Genomic DNA, 5000 nt, shown 5'->3' with positions numbered 1-5000 from the left:
CCGTGGCTTGGTTAAGACCGAAACCCGAGAAGCGAATACGATCCAAAGCAATGCGGAGAAGTCGACAATACTCAACTGCCAAGAAAAGCGTCTAGCAAGGGCCATTGGTGCCCGTACCGCAAACCGACACCGGTAGACTGGCAGAGAATGCCAAGGCGACGAGAGAACCCCTGTTAAGGAACTCGGCAAATTAGCCCCGTAACTTCGGGAAAAGGGGTGCCTGAGTAGCGTACACGCATTTACTGTAGTGGCGCGAAAAGGTCGCAGTGAATAGGCCCAAGCGACTGTTTAACAAAAACACAGGTCTCTGCAAACGCGAAAGCGGACGTATAGGGGCTGACGCCTGCCCGGTGCTGGAAGGTTAAAAGGAGATGTTAGCCGCAAGGCGACGCATTGAATTGAAGCCCCAGTAAACGGCGGCCGTAACTATAACGGTCCTAAGGTGATATCGATTGCCCCGCACGGTCGTAAGATCGTGCGAGAATTCGGCTATATGCTGGAACATCCGAGCATCCGACGGTACGCGATCTCGATCGCGTGACAATCCGATCGGTGCGGACAATCAGCAGGGAAGACCCGAGCACATCGGGTCCCCTCAGAGACTACATGCCGAACGCCGTGCGCAAGCACGGATGATGATATAGTCCGAGCCTCGCAGCGATGCGAGGAGGCTCGCAGAAATGACGAGTCCGCCGGCTGCTTAAAGCAATCGGTGGTAACAGAACTGAGCGAAATTCCTTGTCGGGTAAGTTCCGACCTGCACGAATGGCGTAACGACTTGGGCACTGTCTCAATGGGGGGCTCGGCGAAGTTGCAATACGGGTGAAGATGCCCGTTACCCGCAGCAGGACGGAAAGACCCCGTGGAGCTTTACTGTACCCTGATCTTGATTTCTAGAACTGACTGCACAGGATAGGTGGGAGGCTGTGAAGCCGGGTCTTCGGACTCGGTGGAGCCACCCTTGGGATACCACCCTGTTGGTTCCGGGAATCTAACAAGCGGCCGTTATCCGGTCGGTGGACATGGTCAGGCGGGCAGTTTGACTGGGGCGGTCGCCTCCCAAAGAGTAACGGAGGCGCCCAAAGGTCGACTCAGGTTGGTCGGAAATCAACCGTAAGAGTGCATAGGCAGAAGTTGGCTTAACTGCGAGACGTACATGTCGAGCAGGGACGAAAGTCGGGCTAAGTGATCCGACGGTGTTGTATGGAAGAGCCGTCGCTTAACGGATAAAAGCTACCCCGGGGATAACAGGCTTATCTCCCCCAAGAGTCAATTGGGCTCGCCATTCGAGCGATCGAATGGGCAACCGTGACTCATATCGGTGGAACCCCACAGGGTGGGGCAATACCGAGGGAAGGAAGTTTGTCGCATGATCTTGTTAACGCAAGGTCTTGTCGAGCTTCGCATTCGGCGTGTCAAACGCCGCGTGCATGCTATGCAAACTTCCCCCGTAACGACTTCTCGCAGGTGCGAGAGATGGAAGTGCTGCGCATACCGGCGCAAATCTATCGCTTTCATAATACGTCACCATCTCGAAAGAGATGAAGGTATAGTCTAAGCTGCAAGTGATTGCAGATTGCCACATCGACGGGGAGGTTTGGCACCTCGATGTCGGATCGTCGCATCCTGGGGCTGTAGTAGGTCCCAAGGGTTTGGCTGTTCGCCAATTAAAGCGGTACGCGATCTGGGTTCAGAACGTAGAATAATACACTGCGTCTCCTCCGAGCAATTGGAGGATGAACATCGGCTATATCGGTGAAACCCGACGCAAGCTTTGACCGAAGCTTGCGGGGTAATACCGAGGGAAGATCGATCAATTTCCTACACGGAAACGCACGGAATGATCGATCCCTGTAACGACTGAGAGGCGGGAACGCCTCGAGATCATGTGTGACTGTCGCTGTAAGGCGGCAAATTTACCACCACGATCACACGCCGACTCCCGGAAACGGGATGAAGATATAGTCTATGCCGTCAGGAATGACGGAAATAACATGCGTGAGACAGTTCGGTCCCTATCCGCTGTGGGCGTCACAGACTTGAGGAGCGCTGACCCTAGTACGAGAGGACCGGGTTGGACGAACCGCTAGTGAACCGGTTGTCACGCCAGTGGCAGAGCCGGGTAGCCACGTTCGGATCTGATAAACGCTGAAAGCATCTAAGCGTGAAGCAGACTCCAAGATAAGGTCTGGAACCGCAAGGTGAAGACTCCTGGTAGACCACCAGGTTAATAGGCCGGAGGTAGAAGCGCAGTAATGCGTGCAGCTGACCGGTACTAATCAGTCGGAGAGTTATTCACTCGCAATCATCATAGTTGCGAATGAAGTTGCAAGATACACACCACACTCGAAACGATTTCCCGCTATGCAGCTTTCAGGGAGCATGCAATGCTCGCTGCAAAGTTTCCGGTGCCGATGGTGGTGGGGCCACACCCGTTCCCATTCCGAACACGGCAGTTAAGCCCACTAACGCCGATGGTACTGCAACCGCAGGGTTGTTGGGAGAGTAGGAAGGCGCCGGATTACTAAGAAAGAGCCGGCCGCGAGAGATCGCGGCCGGCTCTTTAGTTTGTCGAGTTCGCGCTAGTCGTTGTCGATCGGCGTCGAATCGGGCGGACGGTTGATCAGCCCTTTGATCGTCACGTTTCCGGTTGGAATCGGCGTAAACGTTCTCGCGTGTCCGTGTCCACCTTGGAAATTGAAGAGGCTGAACAGGTCGTCGGTTTGCGCGTCCAACTGACTAAGCGAGTTTAACCCGTACACGTCCTCGATGAAGTGCGGAATCGCGCTGAAGTCGCGTTGCGTGTGGTCCACGAAATTGGACCTCGCGAATGGGCCTATCGCCAACAGCGGAACTCGCAAGCCGTACTCATACGGGTCGGTAGGTTTGCCGGACGGATGCGCGTAGGCGACGTGATCGTACCAGCCGCCCCAATCATCCCACACCACGATGATCGCGCACTCGTTCCAATACCGCGAATTCCCGAGCGCGTTGACCACCGAAGCAACCCAAGTCGGCCCTCCCGTTCCCTGGCCTGGATGGTCCGAGTTTTGGTTGCTCGGGATCACGTAGCTCACCTGTGCTAACCGATTGTCTTGGATATCCGACAGGATGGTGGTTTCAGGAACAATCACGTTCCCTCTGTCAAATTGATAGAGCGATTGAACTGCGTACGGCGCAGTCCAAATGCTGTTCACGCTCGGTGTGTAATACTTCCACGAGATTCGAGCGCGGTCGAGTTCGTTGAAGATGGTCAGCGGATTTATGCACGGAAAGATCGGATTGTTCTCAACGCCCGGAAAACTGCTCGTCATGTCGATGGTGGGCACCGTCTTGCCGGCCGGCGCGTTGCATCCCGCGGGAGATCCGTCGTTTTCCGAAATGTTGAACTGCGAGCCCTGGCTTCCCGACGTCGCCGCGATCAAGTAGAGGTGCGCGGGCAAGCTCGGACCTTCATTGCTTTGAAGGACGTGATCGGCGAAGGCATATTGCGATGCAAGGGCAGTGTACTGCGTAATCGTGGACGGATCCACATAGGAGAACGCCGCGTCGACCGGCGCTTTCGCTCCACAGTCTGCCAGGTCGAAGCCTGCAGTCACTTCCGTGACAAACGCCGCATGCGTGTGAGCACAGGAAAAAGCCGTCCCCAATTTGATCTCTTTGAGTGGAATACGATTGTTGTGCGAGTCAATGCCGAAATTTTGGGTGTCGACGCCCGGCTGCGTCTGGAAGAGATTATCGACGCTGCGGTTCTCTTGTACCATGACGATGACATATCTCGGCAAATTGAAATCGTTTCGATGCACCAGTGATGCCGATTTGACGGGAAGCCCGGGTAGAGCATGGCTGCCGCTGCAGCCGCCCGCGAAGGCGACAACGGCGGATGCGTACATTGCGAGACGGATATGCTTTGGCATGACGTGCACTCCAACTTGTGCCCGAGGGTGACAAAGCGCCCCCTCATCAGCCATTAAAGGCCAATCGGGAGGCTATTGCCCGAATCGCATAATTCCCCGGTGGAATGTTCGTCTCATTTGGGTTCTCGCAACTACTTGCATCGGACCAAACCGAAAATCGAGAATCCCCACCTTGCAGAGAGTGAGAGACTGAAAGCGTGCTGAAAACTAAAACTGCGGTTGCGGACGACACGCTGAAAAACACGTTCGCGATTTACCTGTTGGGAGAGTTGGAAGGCGCTGGATAGTTTGAAAGAGCCGGCTGCGAGAGATCGCGGCCAGCTCTTTGGTTTTGCGCTCGTCATTGGGTTCGAAGCGGTGGAACGAAGTGAGCGCTACGCGTGCTGCATCTTCGAGAAGAACTCGTCGCTCGCTAGTTTTGCTTCTGCCTCGGTTAAGTCCGTAATACGAGTCGCGATGTCCCAGCTGTGGCCGAAAGGATCCGAGATTGATCCGTAGCGGTCACCCCAAAACATGTCGTCCATTGGCATTTTGACGGATGCGCCGGCGGCAACGGCCTGACCGAACACTTTGTCGGCATCCGCGACGTAGAGATGAATCGAGACCGGCGAGCCGTTCAAACTTTGCGGCGACCTCGCTTTCCATTCCAAATTTTCTTCCATGAGCATGAATATCGAGTTGCCGATTCGCAGCTGCGCATTCATAAGCGTACCGCCGGGTCCGGTTGTGCGGCTGAGCTCAGTCGCGCCGAAAGCCCGCTTGTAAAACTCGATCGCCCTTGTCGCGTCTTTGCAGATCAAATAAGGTGAGAGCGTGTGAAATCCATCGGGAACGCCTCGTACTATCGCCATTTTCGAGCTCCTTCTGAGAGGTCAGCGTCTTTTTGTTGGCGGCCGGCGCACGCCGGCATGTGAGCCATCTTAGCACACTCCACTTCAAAAGGCAAGTTGACTTGCTTAAATAGAGTATGTTATAACTAGACCATGAAACCTAGGTCCTATGGGCAGTTCTGCGGACTAGCGAGAGCATTGGAGATCGTCGGCGAGCGATGGGTTGTTCTCATCATCCGCGACCTACTTGTGG

General features: G+C 55.0%; 2 protein-coding genes and 2 rRNA genes (1 of these 4 running past the window's edge). 2 read left to right on the top strand and 2 right to left on the bottom strand.

Features of this window, described 5'->3' with window-relative positions:
* A 23S ribosomal RNA gene (locus VII69_01325) occupies window positions 1-2299 on the top strand (it extends 1662 nt beyond the left edge of the window).
* A 105-nt stretch (window positions 2300-2404) separates the two neighbouring features.
* A 5S ribosomal RNA gene (rrf, locus tag VII69_01320) occupies window positions 2405-2522 on the top strand.
* 60 nt (window positions 2523-2582) lie between these two features.
* Here rrf and VII69_01315 read toward each other — a convergent pair.
* Both VII69_01315 and VII69_01310 read right to left on the bottom strand, forming a co-directional pair.
* A complete protein-coding gene (locus VII69_01315) occupies window positions 2583-3764 on the bottom strand; it encodes an alkaline phosphatase family protein (GenBank protein HEY5093737.1) in 1182 nt (393 codons plus the stop codon).
* A gap of 527 nt (window positions 3765-4291) precedes the next feature.
* A complete protein-coding gene (locus VII69_01310; protein ID HEY5093736.1) occupies window positions 4292-4768 on the bottom strand; it encodes a VOC family protein in 477 nt (158 codons plus the stop codon).
* Window positions 4769-5000 lie beyond the last annotated feature (232 nt).

It is taken from the genome of Candidatus Eremiobacteraceae bacterium, from assembly GCA_036511855.1.
GTDB lineage: Bacteria > Vulcanimicrobiota > Vulcanimicrobiia > Eremiobacterales > Eremiobacteraceae > JABCYQ01.
Note: the sequence above shows the minus strand (reverse complement) of the source record. Positions and strands in the feature narration are given on the sequence as shown.